11 protein-coding genes are annotated in these 17,819 nt (G+C 55.2%); all 11 read right to left on the bottom strand.

Features of this window, described 5'->3' with window-relative positions:
• Position 1 precedes the first annotated feature (1 nt).
• A complete protein-coding gene (locus H5T64_00425) occupies positions 2–358 on the bottom strand; it encodes an EamA family transporter (GenBank protein MBC7262804.1) in 357 nt (118 codons plus the stop codon).
• 20 nt (positions 359–378) lie between these two features.
• A complete protein-coding gene (locus H5T64_00420) occupies positions 379–1,980 on the bottom strand; it encodes a glycosyltransferase family 39 protein (protein ID MBC7262803.1) in 1,602 nt (533 codons plus the stop codon).
• Positions 1,977–3,446 carry a glycosyltransferase family 39 protein gene (locus H5T64_00415; protein ID MBC7262802.1) on the bottom strand — a complete coding sequence of 490 codons (1,470 nt, stop codon included), beginning with the start codon at positions 3,444–3,446 and terminating at the stop codon, positions 1,977–1,979. The genes H5T64_00420 and H5T64_00415 overlap by 4 nt, the downstream gene beginning before the upstream one ends.
• Positions 3,447–3,521: 75 nt before the next feature.
• Positions 3,522–5,027 (bottom strand): glycosyltransferase family 39 protein, encoded by a 1,506-nt coding sequence (locus H5T64_00410; GenBank protein MBC7262801.1) that lies wholly within the window; start codon positions 5,025–5,027, stop codon positions 3,522–3,524.
• Positions 5,028–5,036: 9 nt separating this feature from the next.
• A complete protein-coding gene (locus tag H5T64_00405; GenBank protein ID MBC7262800.1) occupies positions 5,037–6,038 on the bottom strand; it encodes a radical SAM protein in 1,002 nt (333 codons plus the stop codon).
• Positions 6,029–7,459 carry a cobalamin B12-binding domain-containing protein gene (locus tag H5T64_00400; GenBank protein MBC7262799.1) on the bottom strand — a complete coding sequence of 477 codons (1,431 nt, stop codon included), beginning with the start codon at positions 7,457–7,459 and terminating at the stop codon, positions 6,029–6,031. The genes H5T64_00405 and H5T64_00400 overlap by 10 nt, the downstream gene beginning before the upstream one ends.
• A 74-nt stretch (positions 7,460–7,533) precedes the next feature.
• Positions 7,534–7,995: a helix-turn-helix domain containing protein gene (locus H5T64_00395; GenBank protein MBC7262798.1), complete on the bottom strand. Its 462-nt coding sequence runs from the start codon at positions 7,993–7,995 to the stop codon at positions 7,534–7,536.
• Between the two features lie 278 nt (positions 7,996–8,273).
• Entirely contained in the window at positions 8,274–10,562 is a 2,289-nt protein-coding gene (locus H5T64_00390; GenBank protein MBC7262797.1) for a GAF domain-containing protein, read from the bottom strand.
• A gap of 150 nt (positions 10,563–10,712) precedes the next feature.
• A complete protein-coding gene (locus tag H5T64_00385) occupies positions 10,713–11,807 on the bottom strand; it encodes a hypothetical protein (GenBank protein ID MBC7262796.1) in 1,095 nt (364 codons plus the stop codon).
• Between the two features lie 8 nt (positions 11,808–11,815).
• Positions 11,816–13,246, bottom strand: coding sequence for a tetratricopeptide repeat protein (locus H5T64_00380; protein ID MBC7262795.1), 1,431 nt, complete (start codon positions 13,244–13,246; stop codon positions 11,816–11,818).
• 69 nt (positions 13,247–13,315) lie between these two features.
• Positions 13,316–17,797, bottom strand: coding sequence for a fibronectin type III domain-containing protein (locus H5T64_00375; GenBank protein MBC7262794.1), 4,482 nt, complete (start codon positions 17,795–17,797; stop codon positions 13,316–13,318).
• Positions 17,798–17,819: the final 22 nt, after the last annotated feature.

The raw sequence follows: 17,819 nt of genomic DNA, 5'->3' as shown, positions 1-17,819 counted from the left end.
GCTAGCGCCCGATCAACCACACGCCACCGAAAATCAACAATACTCCGAGCCAACGCCAGACATCAACCGGTTCCTTGAGCAGAGCCCAGGAGAAAAACACCACCAACACGTAACCCAGACCCACCAGGGGATAGGCTACGCTCAGGTCCAACTTGGATAGCCCTAAGAGGTAGAATACTGATGACAACCCATAGCAGGCGAAGCCAAAGACAACGTACAGATTACTTGCCACGCTTTTGGCTATGTCCAGGCTGAGGGCATCGATTGCGCCCACTTGATTCATGCCCATTTTCATCAGCAATTGTCCTGTCACGCCCAGAGCGACAGCGATCATAACCAATCCGATTGGATTGCCCATACCATTGCTCCTCTCAATTGTCAGTTCTCCTTCACCTTCCAAACCTCTGTTACTGGCGGCTCGGTCCGGTACACCAGCGTTACCGGACTGGGCGTCATTTTCTGAGCATCCCGCAACGCCTGGCTAAGATACTGTACCGTGGTCGTTGTCCACGTGAATGCATCGCGGATAATGTAGCCCACATTCGTCTCTGCCGCTAATTCCAGCATCGGCTCCGGTTGCGGTACATAAGGGTATTCCAGCGCCTGCCGTCCCGTCAGCAAATACACGATATCGGCCTTGCGGCACATAACGTGGACATCCCGCGGCGCTACGCCATCAATCCAATAGATCGCACGCAGGTAGTTCGACCACTGCGGCGCGTCACGGTCATAGTATTCGAGGGTCGAGAGGTGTATATTCTCCCCAATGTTACGGGCAATCCGCCGCCCGTCTACGACTAGTGCTGAGAGCAGTAATACTGCGGTCAGCAAAATAGCACCCTCTCGCACCCGTCCCCGCAGGAGCGCTTGCCCCAAACTCAGTACACCCTCTAGACCCTGCAACGTGTAGTACAGGATCAATGGCAGTGCTGGCACGAGCAGCCGACCTTGCGCCCACAGATACGCAATGGTTGAGAGTACAAACAAGGCAAAATAGCACTCCATTGCTCGCGCTCCACTGCGCCACCTCCTGATCAAACCCACAACCGGCAGGAGGCTGATGCCCGCAGCCAAAAACGGTAACACCGAGCGCATTGCCTCCCAGCGCAGCATGCTCTGCAGATGAGGGAAAATCATATAGGGCAATATTTCCACGCCGTATAGGTAGAGATTCTGCGTTAAACGCTCGACGACAAAGCCCGGTGTCAAGCCAAAGGTGCCATATGGGTCGCCCGCCAGATATATACTCAGATAACTCCGACCTAAGGCCACGTGCGTGCCCGTGGAGGGCAGGCTCATCCCATAGAGCACCCAAGGCAGAACCAGCCCTGTGGATATGGCGAGAAGAGTCATCGCTTCTCGGAATGATCTGCGCAACAGCAAAGCCAGCCCTAGTGCCACCGCTAACGTGAGGCCCAAAGAGCGGATGTAGCACGATGCCCCCAACACCACGGCAACCATAGCCAGCCAACGATAACTTGGGCCTGAGGCATACTGTTTCTCATAGAGCCACAATGCCAGCAGCGAAAGGAAGAAGAACGTTATCTCCGTCTGCACTTCGGTGGCGAACCCGAGCATGTATGGGTTAGCGGCAGTGAGAAGCGTTACTAACGTTGCGAGCCAGTGTCCTTCCTTCTGCAGTAGATCATAGAGTAGCACTAGAGACCCGCCGAAAAAGGCAATTGAAAGTAATTTCATGGGCACAATAGCGGCCAACAGATCTTGCGTGTTTCCAGTCAGCCGCAGCACTGCTGCCAATAACAGCGGGTAGCCAAACGGGTAGAGAGCCATCAGTGGCTCTCGAGGGTCGCTGATCAAGCGATAGCCCTTGCCCAAGGCAAGCGACTGACCCAGTACTATGTATGTCGCGTTGTCACCGGCGAGCATCAGGTGCCCGTTCACCAACAACAAGGCCAGTATTACCCCGATGACGGCCAAAAAAAGACCTATGTGTTGAGCCCAATTCCTTCGCAGCATCATAGCACTTCGAAAAGCACCACCCGAATGCCCAAAAATTCCACCCTCTCTACCGGGAGGAAACGCGGATCACGCAACAGATATTCTTCCACTGCGTATTTGTCCAGATGACTTTGCACCAGCCACACCCGCGATGCGTCTGCGGCCATCTCATCGGCCTGTTGTCCAATGCGTTCGTAATCTGTGACCCAGCGACTGAGGCCAGATTCATGGGCTCTGCCCTGATAGTAGTAGTCAAATGGTATCCAAAGCGAATAATCCACAAAATAAATCCAGTCACCAGGTTCCTCGCGCTCGCTTACATATGCTACTGCTGCCCGCCAGTCCTCTTTCTGTGGGAGGATATAGATGTTGATTAGCGGCGTGGCCAGCAGCACCACCATCGCGATTAAGGCGAACGCCTGAAGAAACGGGGACCGCAGCAAGCGCGCTCCTCGCGCCACCAAGAGTAGATATGGGGGCATGAACGGGAACAGATACCGCAATACATAGAACGATTTCCACAGAGATACCACCCACACCGCCAACACGGGCACGACCGCGAGGAACAAGCAGTAAACCGTTCCCTCATCTACTGGCCAATCAGCACCCGAAATCGCACCTCGATGCCGTGCACTGACCAACGCCACCATGCAACATGCCCCAGTGAGCGCCAGACCGCCCCAATAGGCAATTCTTCCACCAGTGAAAGTAAGTCCATAGGTGAATTCAGCAGCGGTACGGATAAGGTCCACCCAGGACACACTATACCGCTTGGTTAACTCACCCCACCACAAGGTGGCCTCTTCGCTGAATATGCCCGCTAAACCCACCGCAGCCAGCGCCAACGCTGCCCCTTGGGTCACCAGCCAGGGCCGCCACTCGCACCATTTACCACGGATCAGAGAGCGCGCTATCATGTACAGATTATGCGCCGTGAGAATGAAAACAGCGTGGTAATGTGCGCTGAAAGCCAGCCCTATTGTAACAGCGTAAAGAGCCCAATAGCGCCGCTCACTTGCGTGCACTGCCCGCCAGAGCGCCCAATTCCCGACCGAGAGCAACAATGCCACCAGAATGTACATACGCGCCTCTTGAGAATACCATATATGCAGGGGCGCAATAGCAAGCAAGAACGCACCAACAAGACCAGTCTCGCTATCAAACAGCGCCTGTCCCAATATGTAGATCAGGGCAACTGAAACTATCCCTAAGACCGCCGAGAGAGCGCGGACCACGAACTCGCTATCGCCAAGGAACATCCAGATATGCAAAAGCAAGTAATAGGTCGGCGGATAGATGCGCTCGATGCTCATAGCAATCTGCCAAGCCAGATCGTGTCGGGCTACCCAGACGCTATAGGCCTCGTCGTACCAAAGACTCTCTGAGGCGAGTCCACCCAAACGTAGCACCGCCGCAAGCAATAGGATGCCAAGCAGCGCCACGATAGTCTTTCTGCGATTACCATCACCTCGTTCACAGACAGTCATCACGTAACCCACAGCAGACGGGCCAACCAGGCTGGCCTTTACCTTGACCCGTTATTCGAATGACCGGCGTTCTAACTACGAGGAGGACGTCCCTCGCAGATCATACAGGATAACCTCCCCAACACCACGGTATTCACGCTCGTCCAGACGCGAATAACGAGCGTCCAAGTACTCACGCACCCAGCCCTGGGGATCGCTATAATGTACTGGATCCCATACCAACCACAGCCGCTGGTACTTGGTTGTAACTCCAGCCAGTGCGGGTGCCACGTCGCTCTCGCGCAATGGGATCGGCAAATCCAGGCTCACCGGCACTGCCTGTTTGGCGTAGTAGTCGAACGGTTTGGCATTCCAACGCGGGTCAAAGACAACGACATCACCTGGTGCTGCGGCTTTGGTAATATGGGCGGCCACACTTCGCCAATCTGGGTTTTGCTGGTACGAATACAGCGAGTAATCACTCACCGCGGGCGCAGCAAGCAATAAGCCTATCAACCCCAGACGAAGAACTGCGTGGCGCACCCGAGATGCACCGTAAGCCACAGCAATGGTATAGGGCGGCAGAAATGGTAGCAAGTAGCGCAAGGCATACAGAGGCTTGATTTGTGAAATCGCCCATGCCAGGCCCAGTGGCACCAAGAGATACAGTGCAATGAACAACAGCGCCTCGGCCTCTTTAGCATTCTCCGCTCTGGAGCGAGCAACGGCAGAGTAAACACCAAAAAGCAACACCAGACCAAAGAGAACACACGAAGCATAGAGCAACCATTTTGGGAAATCCGCCCCTGTTACACCAACCGTATATACCACAAATGTGCTCAGCAACTGTCGAACAGAGGGTTGCCCTACCGCCCGCTCCACCCAGCCACCGCCACCAGACACAACCTGCCCAAACATCACGGGCACCCACGGTGCAAATAGCGCCAAGGCCCCAATTTGCGCCCCTATCCAATGTCGAACTAATTGGCCGCGCTTCCCCTGCAGCCACAGTTTCAGCATGTAAAGGTTCTGAAAGACAAGAACGAACAAAGCGTAATAGTGGGTGTAGAGAGCCAAAGTTGTACAGATTAAATAGAACAACCAGAAGCGCCGTTTGTCTGTTTGCAAACCACGTGCCAGGCCATAAGTCGCCATCACAGTGAACATTGTGACCAACGCATACATCCGCACTTCTTGGGAGTACCAAACATGCATTGGCGCGATGGCTAGCAGCAACGCAGCAATGGCCCCTGTCTTCCAACCGAATAGCGCACTACTCAGCCTGTAAGTAACGGCCACTGTAACAATTCCAGCCACAGCAGACAAGGCGCGTACTGCATACTCGCTTGTCCCTGCAACCAACCAAAAGTGCAGGATCAGATAGTACAGGGGCGGGTGGATGTCACCCGCCGCCCACGCCATCACTCCTGGGATGCTGTGTTGGGCAATGAGAATACTAGTGGCCTCATCCAGCCAGATGCTCTCCACCCCAAGCCGGTAGAAGCGCAAGATTGTGCTGACCAGAACGATCAGAACGAAAACTACCCACTCATCCCAACCCATTCGCGATGGGTGATCCCCGTACTGTGTCGAGCCATTCATACGCCACTGCTACCGTTGGGGCGCATTACCATGGGCAGCAAAGGGTTTTGGCCGCCACCAGGCCCACTCGACACACCCGCGGCAAGAGGGCACATCATCCAGGTCACCAGTCAAGTGTTTGTGTCGCAGGCCAACCATCCGTTCCCCATCTCTCCACGCCCGCATGACGCCATCCTTCACATTACCAAGCGGATATTTGGCATCAAAATCGCGGTCACAGCAAACCAGCGTGCCATCCCAATAAATGTGCACGTGATACCAAAGGTTCGGGCAGTGATAGCGAGGGGGAAGGTCCTCCAGCCCGCCGGCCCGTAACTCGCTGATCTTGGATACCTGGTTACCCCAGGAATCAAATGCTTTGACGTGCACCCGGTCCACGCCCGGAATGGACCAGGTACGCACGAATTCGGCCACTTCCTCCATCGTGGGTTTGAACTCAATGATTTGGACGTTGACGCGGGGTCCATCGCCATACTCATGGCGCATCCGGACAAATCGCTCGATATTCGTTCGAGTGCGCTCGAAGTCAGCGGCGCGGCGAATTCGCTCATAGGTTTCGGGTTTCACTCCATCCAGGCAAAGATAAATCGCCCCCAGACCCGCATCCAGTATCTTACGACTTGCCTCCTCATCCAGACGAGTTGCATTGGTTGAGATCTCGGCGTGTAACCCCCGTTCGCGGCAGTATCGCATCATATCGTAGATACGGGGGTGTAGGAGCGGCTCACCCCAGATATGGAGTGTGGTCGTCGAAACGTGGGGGGCCATCTCATCCACAATGCGTGTGAACAGGTCGTAGTCCATCATCCCCTTAGGCCGTTCCATAAGCCTGAGACCCGTCGGACACATAATGCACGAGAGGTTACAAGCATTGGTGGACTCCAGATACATGCGATCAGGGTAGGTCCAGGGATGGAGTTGACCGGTCCGGTAAGAAACCCAACTGGCCAACATTTTCCCCTTATAGCGATAGCGCTGCGCGCGGCGGTTTATCTTCTCCATCAAGCCCATGTCTTAGCCCTCCCGCGCCGCATCTGGCGAAACGCATCGAAAAAGGGCAACCCCAACATTCGCCGTCCAAGCGCCCGCACGCCCGGCAACCGGCTCAAGTACCAGAGCACATCGCCCCAAAAACGACCGAAAGCGCGTCGATATACCCGCCGGCGCTTGGCCTCTTGAAAATGGGAGTGAGCCACTTTCACCATGTGGCCCAATGTAGTATCGGGCACCTCAGACACATTCAGGAAGGGCGCGACCTCATCTTCGTAATTTGTGTAATAATAAGCGCGGCTGAAATCCTGATTGAACTCCGTCTCAGGACGCTTCCGCACCAGTTCATCCCACAGCCGTGTGCCAGGGAATGGTGTAGTAATGCTGAACATCGCTTCCTTTAGGTCGAGACTGGCAGCGAAAGCGATGGTCTGCTCAATGGTTTCCACCGTGTCGCCTGGCAAACCCAACATAAAGTACCCCTTTGCAGCGATGCCAGCCTGCTCAGTCCATGTGACTGCTTGGCGAACTTGCTCTAATGTGATGCCTTTACCCACCTCATCCAAGATGCGCTGATTGCCAGATTCGATGCCGTAATGGATCTGGCGACAGCCAGCCTGGTACATTTTCCGCAACAACTCCGGTTTCACCCGGTCCACACGTCCCAGACACTGCCAGCGTATCTCGAGCCCCTCCTCAATCACCCTCTGCGTAAAGGCTTCCAGGCGACGGCTATCAATAGTGAACAGGTCATCTATGAAGTAGAAGTTGTGAACGTTATACTCAGCCATCACGTGGCGCAACTCGGCAATGATGTTCTGTGGGCTACGCTGGCGATATGTCCGACCCACAATACCCTTGAAACAGTAGGAACAATTGAAAGGACAGCCACGACTGGAAAGAACGGTGATCATACGCTCCCCATCTGGGGTGTATAGCCCATATCGCTCTATTTCGAACAAATGCCGCGCCGGGAAAGGCAAGGCATCGAGATCGGTCAGGAGTGGGCGCGCAGGATTCTGACGCAGTTCGCTGTTGGCTTTGTAGCAAAGACCGCGGATGTCTTCGATGTCCGGGCCTTTTCCCTCCAGCGCGCTCACCAGTTCTAAGAGCGTCTCCTCCCCTTCACCGTAGACCACATAATCCACAAACGGCTCGGCTAATACGCGCAGAGGGTAGACCGTGGCGTGGGGGCCACCAAAGACAATGGGACAACCCAAGGCCCTCTTCACCCACCTCGCCAGATCTGCGGCACTGTGATATACATTTGTCATAGAGGTAAAACCCACCAGATGAGGGTGAAAAGAGGCTATTTGTGCCAGGTCCTCATCCACGGACGAACGTGGGTTCAGGCCGAAATCAAATATAGCCACCTGGTGACCAGCCTTTTCCAGGACGGCTGCCAAGTAGCCCAAACCTAGCGGTGGGTAACTATTGGCCATTGCATGCCATTTGGGCGAGATCAGGCAAACACGCACGCTTACCCCATGCCTTTTGGTGTGAGAGTTGGAACGACTTAAGCCGCTTCCCTGTGCTTCCGCGCATGGCTGTAGAGACCAGCCCTTAACAAGATCTGCCGCACGGATTCATGGCTGATATTATCCACGATGCCGCGTTTCTTGGCTTCCGCAGCCAGCCGGTGTAATGTCCAGCGGCTGAAATTCAGGCCCAACTCACGTGGATTCTGTTGTGCTAAAGAGACAATCTGTTCACGCTGTGTAGAGGAAAAACGCGGGCGAGGACCACCAGATCTCTTAGTTAGTAGGCCCGCACATCCCCGGTCATTGAAGCGGCGAATCCATTTGCGGAGGTTGGCGGGATGCGAACGGGTCATCGGGCCAATCTCCGGCACCCGGTAGCCCTCGCTGGAGAGCAAGATAATTCGCGCCCGGTGCTCCAGTTCCCGGTCCCCGCTCGAGAGCCATTGGCGCAACTGCAATTCCTCGGACTCGCTCAGCTCTCGCACGTAAAGAGCCATGGTAACCCCCTCATGATGATGCCTCCGAGCCCTATATATTCTGGGCAGTCTCCCTTGACCTGGCATCATTCTACGTTTGCAAGGTGAAAAGAAGATGAACTGGGCTCGCCGGGGAGGTTACAATAAACTCATATTCACACTTTTTAAAGCAACTTTCATATCAAATTTTTCAGGATGCTATGCGCTTTTGGGTGCTCAACAATGAAATAAGCCCCGAAACTACCTTAAACCAAAATCCAGTCATTCAAATAGGTGTTTCAGGGGCTTATGAGCAGTTCCTAAGGCGTTTCTCGTTCCGGCAATGTGGAGAAGTCTAAAAGCAATTCCTCCTGATCCGGCATACGCTTGGGCAAGGTGAAATGGAAGACGCTGCCTTCTCCTTCGCGTGACTCCACCCAAATCCGCCCATGATGGTGTTCCACGATATGCTTACAAATAGTGAGCCCCAAACCGGTGCCTCGGTAGGAACGCGTCGGTCCTTTCTCTACCTGATAGAAGCGATCAAAAATCCGTTCCTGTTCTTCAGGGGGGATTCCGATGCCCGTATCTGAGACCGAGACCTGCACATGATTACCTCGATCTTCGGCAGAAATCACGACACGGCCTCCAGATGGCGTGAATTTGATGGCGTTGTCCACCAGATTTGTGATCACCTGCTCGACGCGCGCGGCATCAGCCTCAATCACTGTGAAATCCGCGGCAATATCGCTCTTTAGATTCACGCCGCCCTGATCGGCCAGGGGCTTGAGTCTGCCCACCACACGGTCAGCAACCTCATACAGCGACATCGGCTCTGGGCGCAGTTTGACTTGCCCAGACTCCAGACGTGAGAACTCCAATAAGTCATTGATGAGATTCTGCAGTTGTGTCGCCTGATCCATAACGGTCTGGAGAAAATCGCGTTGCACTTCATTGATCTCGCCGGTCTTTCCCATCAAAATGATGTCCACAAAACCCTTGATCGAATGCAAGGGTGTCTTCAATTCATGGGAGACAACTGACAAGAAATCCGATTTCATGCGGTCGAGTTCTTTCTGACTGGTCACATCCCGCAGGACCGTCACTACTCCGCGCACGTTCCCGTCAGCACCTCGCACTGTAGAGGCCAGGGCGGCGAAAATCATTTCCTTGTCCCCTTTGGATAGAGTGATCTCACGGGCCACTGCCTTGTCCGGGTTAGCCAGTGCGTCCTCAAACAACTGGGAAAGAGCAGCGTGGTCTAACACCAATTGAGAGATAGGTACACTAGTATCTACATCGCTGCCAATGCCAAAGATGCGGGTTGCGACTGGGTTCACCAGTAAAAGCCGCAACTTGGGGTCTGTAACAATCACTCCATCGCCGATGCCTCGCAGGATAGCCTCCAGTTCGTTGCTCTTTTCATATACTCGCTGGTAAAGCGCTGCCGTCTGCCTCTGCTCTTGCGTCAGCCTCTCGTAAAGGCGAGCGTTCTTCACCGCCACCGCAGCCTGATCCGCAAAGGCATCCAGCAAATTGAGAGACTCAGTATTAAAGGCATCGCGTTCAGGGCTCATAGCAGTGAGTGCCCCGATAGCCCGTCCATCCGAGAATAGGGGCACACAGATTAATGAAGCTACGGGTACCCCGCTCAGGTTTACGAAGCGGGAATCGGTCTCCACATCGCTGACAAGCGCTGGCCGGCCAGATTGAATGACCCAGCCTTCGATACCCTGATCCAGTTTGAACCGCGTGGCCTGCAAATCCTCAAGCGCTACGCCAGAGGCAGCTCTGGTGACGACTCCCCCTGCCTCTTCATCAAATAAGGCGATGGTGCAACGTGCTCCGCCAAGCACCTGGGAGGCATTCGCCACAATCAAACGCAGTACGCTCTCCAAAGCCAATGCAGAGTTGATCGCCTTGATGCCCTCTTGGAGGGTCCGTAGTTCTAACACCCGATCTCCCAGATCGCTGGCCGTCTTCTGCAACACTCGCGCCTTGCGATCCAGGTCGATGCTTTTCAGATCCAACTCTCGATCCAGAGTGTTGATATACGATTGGCGCTCCTCCAGAACCCAACCCAGATAAATGCCCCCCAGGACACCTGCAAAGAGCAGGGCATAACGCAGCCAGAAATCTGTATCGGTAAGGAAATACACGCTACCTGCAGCAAGGTAAAGTACCAGCACATACAGCGGGGCAAGGAACAGGGAGATGAGCACAGCGCTATGCCAGGCGGGATAGTAGAGCGCCCCCTTAATGGCCAGCAAGCCATACATCAAAAACGCCTCGCTGGAAACTCCGCCACTGAAATAAATAACTAAACTGACAAAAGCAATGTCCAGCACATAAATCCCCAAGTAGAAATTGCGACTGGCCCGCTGGACTAGTTCCTTCTCCACCACAAATACATAGGTGAGAATGACCGTGGCGATGAGATACACAAGGCATCCTAACGCCAGAAAACTGTGGTAGCGGAAAGTCTGGAGAAACCGAGTCCCTATTAAACCCACAGCGAGCAGCACCCAACGCAACAACGTGCCGAACAGCCGCTCGTTGCGGTAGATGAACTCCTCATATTCTCGAGCAGGGTCATCCCTGAGATACATCAGCGCACCGTTTCAACGTTAACCGCCAGAGCGAAGTGATGAAAGGGCAAGTAGAAACATCCCGATCGCCGATCTCGCCGGAGAGCGCAAGAAGCCCGCACACGGCGGGCTCGTACTACTCACAACAACGTTTACCTTGGACAAACTGGTTCATTCTGTGCCTACGTAGCACCACACGCCATCCCGCGTCCCTGCGTAAATCGCAGAGGGTAGCAACGGATCTATTGTCAAGGCGAAAACACGAGCATGTCCCAAACCACGTTTTGCTGGCGCCCATGTGTGCCCACCATCAGTGGAACACAGCACACCACTACCATCTAGTCCAATGTACACGATTTTCTCATCCAGGGGATGGACCGCGACAGCGTAAACCGCCTGTTCGCCCAGACGCTCTCCCTGCCGTTGCCACGAGGCACCTTCATCGGTGCTGCTAAACAGACCCAGCGTCGTCCCGGCGTACAAAATGTCACCTGTACCCGGCGACATTGCCAACGCCAAGACGTGAGCGGTCTCAATGCCTTTATTTGCTGCCGTCCAAGTCAGGCCCCCATCCACGGACTTATACACACCACCGCCAGCGGTTCCTACGTAGACCACTTGCACATTGCCCGGGGCCACCAAAATAGTGGTGATGGGAATCCTCACTTCACCACCTCGCCAGTCCAACCGCGTCCACGAGTTACCGCTATCCGCGCTGACATAAAGGCCTGCTCCCACGGCCGCATATACCCACGTAGTAGTAATAGTAGCCATCGGCGGAGCAATCCCGATGGCTCGCACCTCCTCGCCGCCCAAGTCACGGCCCAGGCCCTGCCACGACATCCCCCCATCGGTACTCCGATAGAGACTGGCAGAGAGGCTCGAAATGTTGCGCCCCACGGTATCGAGCCCGACAAATAGAACCTGAGGGTTGTGGGGGTCAACAGCGATACACTGCACCCCGAGCCGGCCCATGTAGTCGGCGGGTAGCCCGCTGTTGACCGGTGTCCAGGTCATCCCGTTGTCAGTGCTGCGGAAGACCCCCTGCCCCTCGGCCACAGCGTAAATGGTGGGCATAACTCCACTGGCCACCACTATCTGCCGCACCAGACTTTTTGACAGGCCCAGCTGCTCCCAATGACCCCTATGTGCCTCGCTAATAGCGAATGGCAACGCCAAAAGCGGGATCAAGAATAGACCCACAGCCAGGGCCAATTGTGCCGCTCGAACGCCAATGCGTTTTCTGATCCCCGTTTGAAATCTCATCGAACTGCTCACCGAGGTGTTGGCGATGGTTTAGGACCTGGTCCTGGGGGCTTGGGTGTGGCAGTGGGCTCAAGGGTAGGCGTCAGCGTCACGGTGGACGTTGGCGTGGCTGTTGGCGTGCGCGTTGGTGTGGAAGTAGGCCGTGGTGTCGCTGTAGGTGGGAAGAGCAGCAAGAAAACCTCACGTTCTTTCACCCGCGCTTCGGCTTGTTCACACTCGGGCATGGACAGGACAGCCCTATACTGGTCTAAGGCCTGTTGCAACTCCCCGGCCGCTTGGTAAGCGCCCCCAAGTTTCATGTAGGACTCGCACAGTAATTGGGCAATGCGTCCTCCCGCATAGTCCGGGCGTACATGGTAAATTGTGGATAGACTGGCAGTCGCCTGGGGCCAATTGGCCTGGCTGTAAGCAAGATATCCCTCTCGGTAAAGACTCGCCAAACGCTTCTCTTCCTGCACGGCGGTGCTATCAGGGAATAGATTCAGAGCGTTGTCAAAACTCTGTATTGCTTGGCGAATGATATCCAGCGAATCGTTCGCATTGGCGATTCGCTGTTTGCCATCGTTCAAGTAACAATCAAACAACTTGCTCTTGATATCCGTCTGGCGATAAGAGGCATCCTTGTCCTGTATGACCTCAAATACGCCCGCCGCTTTGCCCCACTCGCCGGCGTTATAGTAGCCCATCGCCTCCTCATAGAGTCCGTCTAATTCCTGATAACGGCGGCACTGGGTCAGGAGGTTGCCAGCGTCCCTGTACGATGGGTCCAACTTCATGAGGGCTTCCAGTTTGTCAATCGCCAAATCGCAGCGGTTCTGATTAACCAGCGCTTTGGCCTCGTTATAGAGTTCCTTCACCTGGAGGCGCTGCTGCGCTTTTTGCAGCCATAATTTGGCATCGGCATTGTTGGGATCGAGTTCCAAGGCTTTGTTGAAGTTCTTGATAGCCTCCTCGTAGTTCTCGACGATGAAAAAGGCACGTCCCTGGTTAATATAACTGGGTACATCACTGCCGCCGATGGGTATCACACCGACATAGATCAGCGTCATCACTGCTACAGCGAGCGCCACTACTACCAGGGCGACCACCAGCCACATTGGAATACCGGAATCACGAGGAACCGCCTCTTCTTCGGGGACAGCATACGCTTCGGGTACCTCAGCAGGCTCTGCTGAAGGCTTGCGACGATCAGGTTGGACCCTCTCCAGTTGAATGAAAATGTCCACTTCATTGAGGAGAGCGTCAACGCCTCGCCGTGTGGGGTCTATCTCTTTCAGCCGCAAGAAACACTCCCGTGCCTGTTCCCACTCGCGGCTGCGGTAATGGGCCATGCCCTGAACATACAGGGTTTCCGCATCAAGTGGTGGGCTCGAGGCCGTTACTTCGTCTTCGTTTCTGACCTCTTCCTCATCGGGTCCGGGTTGAGCATCGCCGTACATGGGCTCTCCTCCCACACAGGATGCCAGTGAATGCCAACGGTGCCGTTACAGGATGGGCGCTCGAATAGGCTATCTGCTGGGGCCGGCGAGATCAAGTGAACTCCAGCCAAAGCCGCAACTTGGAGGCCCAGCGCAAATGCCGCGACGTATCACTGGCAACCTAATTTTAGCCTCGAGATTCACGATTTGCAAATCGTCAACCTCGGCCCATGTGTTATACCAGTCAGTTCCTTCAAATACGACAGGCCCCGAAGGCGGATATGGCGTGCCCGAACTGTTACGCACGGAGAATTGCAGGAGGACTCTTTGGCCGCTAAATGGGGTAAGATCTACAAAGCCCTGCCGACAACCGAGGTCTGTGAACAGGCGCAAGCGGCAACGCTCCCAATTACCATCCCAGAAAAGCCAGTGGTCTTTTCCATCTTGGGTTTGTACATGGACTTCGAAAGAGTCGTAGTATAAATCCAACCAACAACCCCACACGAAATCATAGGTTCGAATATGGTACCCAAACAGCAATCCAGGATTAGGAATCTGGTTGGCAGGAGGCACATTAATCCACTGGGATACCACGGCTTGCGCTACGGGCACCTCATCGTTGGGGTAGTCGGGGTTGCCCAGACGAACGGCTTTCGTCTGACCCTGTCCGCACCAGTCTGTCTGGACAATGCTCACTCCTAGTTCGCCGCCCGTCGTCCACCCCGTAAGGCCGCTTTCGAAACCCGGGTTCTGGATGATGCCGACGTCCACAAACGTGTATGCGGTGTACACATCTGCCCAATCCCGCGCGTTCCCGGCCTGATCACGGGCTCGAGCGCGGAAGTAATACGTCCAGCCCGGAATCGCGCCGCTGAACTGTGCCGAGGTGGCCGTCACTCCCACCTGCCAGTCCTGCCAAGAGCCGTCTGTCCCACGCCGCCACTGCACGTCGTAGGTCTCCGTTATTGCCAATCCTGATCCTCCCACATCGGTGGCCCCCCAGGTCACCGGAAATGAACTTGCGGTCTGGCGCAGGCCCACCTCAACCCAGGGGGTTGGGGCAGTGGTATCTATTTTTACTGCATTCGTTGCGGTCACCCAGTTGCCAGCCACATCTTTAGAACTGTATTCAAAGGAGATCACCCCCTCACAGGTGATAGGGAAACTGGTACCGGTAATCCAGGCCGACCAATCGCCGTCACATCCCTGGTACCGGTACCGCAGACTGGCAGGGTCCCAGCCAGAGGCTGTGTCAACGCCGGAGATAGTAATGGTCAGGGGCAATGAAACATGCCAGCCATTTAGCCCTGACGTACCGGTGTAACTGACCGTCATTGTGGGCCCAGTCGCGTCGTAATAAAGCGTTGCCGTGGCGTATCGAGTGTAATCAGCGTTGCAGGCCACATCCTCCAGCCACACGTACACCGTCCAGCGGCCCTCAGATGGGATGTGAACGTTCTCAATCATATAAGGAAACCCCGCCGCTGCTTGGTAGCCATCGTAATCACCTGGTGATACCGGCGCCGTCCCCACCTTGTAATATGCCTGCTTGATACCAGAGCCCGGCGCTGGATCGCTGGCCAGATAGGAAATGGTGAAATTATTATTTGCAGTCCAAGTGACCGGGTTAACCCCAACGATAGTAGGTACATTAGGTGCCACACCATCTATCCAGATCGTGGCTCGCCCCGCACTTTCCACATTTCCAGCTCTGTCCACTGCCCGATAGTCCAGATAGTGTCGCCCACTTGCCGTCAGGGTGATGACCTTACCGCCAGAGGGGTAAGTCTCTGTGATCCATCCCGTTGGCATGCCTTCGAGAATATCGTTCCAAGCAATCAGGCCTCCGTTCATCGTCGAACCGGGCAGGGCATCCACTGCGGTCAGGGTAACAACTACTGGCGGTTTGTACCACTGGCTCCCCACGCACCGAGTGCCACTGATAACCGGTGTGGTAGTAGGGGGCGTGGCATCGTACTTGAGGGATAATATATCGTAACCCGCCTGCGCATTGCCCGCCACATCCTGTGGCCATATATACAGTGTATGAGCACCCTCGCTCGGGACAGTGATCGGCCCGATAGCACTCAGATTAGTGCCTGTAATCAGCGTCCCTACATACGCCGACTGCGGGGGCACATCCAGAACATACCGCACCCCGCCGAAACCAGAGAGCGCGTCTACCGGATTTTGTGTCCAACTGATGGTAAAGGCATTCGTACGCGTCCAATCCGAAGGCTGAACCTGTGGCAGCACTGGGAAGCGGCTGGGAGGCGTCTGGTCAATGTTCACGGTGATCACCGCCGTCGGCGAGATGTTACATGCGTTGTCCACAGAGCGGTAGGCGAAACTGTGTCGCCCCTCCCCACTGATCTGAACAGGACCGCCGGTCCACGTAACCCAGCCCGTATTGTTCCGGTTGTATTCGGTCCGCTTCACTCCCGAAACAGCCCACAGTGGAAAGCCATCTGTAACTGTCAGGGTAGCCGTTACCGAGCCGGTAAACCAACCCGGCACACTGCCTGGGCCTGTGATCGCAACCGTCGTCCATGGGGCACGAGTGTCAATCTTAATCGGCGTTGTTGCTGTCACTACGCTCTCAGCATTGCCCGCCAGATCAGTGGAATAAAAGGTGGGGGTGAAGACTCCATCGTTCTCAATAGACATGAGCGTGCCTTGTCGCCAGAGTCCGTCGGTTTCGATCCTGTAGCGCGTGATATCTACCCCTGAACACTCGTCAAACACACTCAATAGGGCTTGAACCGGTCCTGTATACCAATCCAGGCAGCCAATGGTGCCCGTGATGACCCCTATTGTCGTCGTGGGCGGCACACTGTCTATCTTCACGTGGATGCTGTGAGGTAACTCCTCGTTGCCGGCTCGATCAACCGAATAGTACGAGACTGTGGTAGTACACTGCGTCGTCACCGTGACTTCCGTGCCCGAAATCCAGGAACCCGCACCGATCTGGTGGAAAGTCGCGCTAACCCCAGATGTCGCATTGATACCAACTTTCTCATCATTGGGGAACAGGCGGAGTATGACCGGGGGATGCCACCAACCGTTCTGGACTGAAGTGCCCTCTGTGATGATCGAGGTCGCTGGGGGCGTGGTGTCCAGCTTGAAGGCATCTATCACTTCAGCGCGATGAGGTAGGCGATAGTCACTGTTGCCGGCGCCATCCTCAAGCCACAGGTAGACATTATGTTTGCCCTCGCCCGTCACAGTGATGCCTGCGATCGCCGAAATATCAGCGCCTGAGCTGAAGCCAGTATAATCGCTCGATGCCTCTGGGGGAGCACCGATCTTATAATACGCACCTACAATACCTGACGGATCAGCAGGGTTCTGCCAGAATATTTCGAAACTATTGATCCGCGTCCAGGTATCAGGATATACAGTGATATTTGTTGGGGCACTGGGAGACGTCGCATCGTACACAAAGGCACAACTTGCAAGAGGTTCCTGCCGATTGCCTGCCAAGTCCACAGCCGATGCCCTGACAGTGAGCGTCACATCCTCGGTTGGCGCGAAAGGGTAGGACCAATCGGTATAGGAGCCGCCGGGGTTAACCAGGTCTGCAGACAGCGTGACGACTGTGCCTGACCAGCCGCCTAGGCCATTGTAATAAGTGCCGTTGTCTTGACGCTGCAAAGTGAGATTCACCGCTACAACGCCTGAGGCATCCTGCGCGTATCCATGCACCTGGCCAGGCCACGAGTTGGGGCCATAGTATGGGGAAATGACGCACGTCGAAACAACAGTTTCAGGAGGCAAGATGTCGTACACAAAAACAGCCGTTGTGTGTGGCGATTGCTCGTTGCCCAAGGTGTCAAAAGCCCGGGCAGTTACCGTGTGAGACCCCGTCTCCAGTAGGACACCAGCCAAGGAGTACTGCCACATGGTGGTACCCGTCGCCGTGAGCCACGTTTGGATTACACTCCAACCACCCGCGGCGTTGAGATAAGAATGGTCCGAGGCCCGTTGGACGGTGATTTCCACGCGCTGCACAGCGTTCGTCGTGTCGCTGGCAGTACCGCGAATCAGTCGGTCCCAGGCCGGGCCCGCATAGGCAGGGACACTGATAGTGGTTGTGGGACCACGAGCATCCACCATAATCGTGCGAGTCGTGGAGTCCGTTCCCCCGAGCAAATCATTGACACGGAACGCGATAATGTTATCGCTCGCCGAGTCAGGCAACATCAGGTTGGTGACTGTGATGCGCATGGCCACCGAAATGGGACTGTAATAAGTGAGGTTCGCGTTACCCCATGTGGTCCATGACATTCCACCGTCTGTGGAAATGCGGTATTCCGCCGTACCGGGATCCAGTCCCAGAGAGTCGTTTACCGAAATCGCCGCCGTCAACGGCACGGAAGTGACCCACCCTGTGGGTGTAAAATCCCACCAGGTGCTGGTACTCGGACTCAGAGAAACAACCCCCTTTTGCGCGGCGTCGGCCACAAATGTCACCAATGTCAAAGAAATGAACAGGAGCCCGCCTACCAGTAGGAGAAGCCCCCAACGCGATAGAATATACCACATTCGATTTTCCGAACGGCTTTCGGTCATAATTCTTGCCCCCGGTTTCTTC

Source organism: Chloroflexota bacterium (genome assembly GCA_014360825.1).
Lineage (GTDB): Bacteria > Chloroflexota > Anaerolineae > UBA2200 > JACIWT01 > JACIWT01.
Note: the sequence above shows the minus strand (reverse complement) of the source record. Positions and strands in the feature narration are given on the sequence as shown.